1 protein-coding gene is annotated in these 842 nt (G+C 72.7%); it reads left to right on the top strand.

From position 1 onward, the window contains the following. Nucleotides 1-842 (top strand): biotin/lipoyl-containing protein (locus tag PFX91_RS23040; RefSeq protein WP_285735230.1); only part of this gene is annotated, 842 nt, incomplete at both ends.

Here is an 842-nt window from a genome sequence, read left to right as displayed (position 1 = left end):
GAGGTCAACACCCGCCTCCAGGTGGAGCACCCGGTGACCGAGGAGGTCACCGGCATCGACCTGGTCCGGGAGATGTTCCGGATCGCCGACGGCGAGGAGCTGGGCTACACCGACCCCGAGGTGCGCGGGCACTCCCTGGAGTTCCGCATCAACGCCGAGGACGCGGGTCGCAACTTCATGCCCGCGCCGGGCACCATCACCGAGCTGGCACTGCCCACGGGTCCGGGCGTGCGGGTGGACACCGGCTGCGAGGCGGGTTTCACCGTCCCGCAGGCCTTCGACTCCATGGTCGCCAAGCTCATCGTCACCGGACGCACCCGCACCGAGGCGCTCGAACGCTCGCGTCGCGCGCTGGCGGAGTTCGGCGTGGGCGGGATGCCCACGGTCATCCCCTTCCACCAGGCCGTGGTGAACGACGAGGCCTTCGCCCCCACCGACCCCGAACAGCCGTTCGGTGTGCACACCCGGTGGATCGAGACCGAGTTCGACAACCGCATCGAGCCGTGGTCGGGGACCCCGGGCGAGCCGGTCGAGGCCGACCGGGAGACCGTGACCGTGGAGGTGGGAGGCAGGCGCGTCGACGTGGTGCTGCCCGCCGGCCTGGGTGCCACGGCCGCCGCTCCGGCCGCGGGGGGCGGCAGGAGGAAGCGGGCCTCGCGCAAGGGCGGGGGCGCGGTCGCCGCGAGCGGTGACGCGCTGGTCTCGCCGATGCAGGGCACCGTGGTCAAGCTCGTGGCCCAGGAGGGCGCCGAGGTCGCCGAGGGCGACACGGTGGTCGTGATCGAGGCCATGAAGATGGAACAGCCGCTGACCGCGCACAAGGCCGGGACGGTCACCGGCCT

The organism is Nocardiopsis sp. ATB16-24 (assembly GCF_030271535.1).
Classification (GTDB): domain Bacteria; phylum Actinomycetota; class Actinomycetes; order Streptosporangiales; family Streptosporangiaceae; genus Nocardiopsis.
The sequence above is the reverse complement of the archived record's forward strand: the minus strand, read 5'-3'. Positions and strand labels throughout refer to the sequence as shown.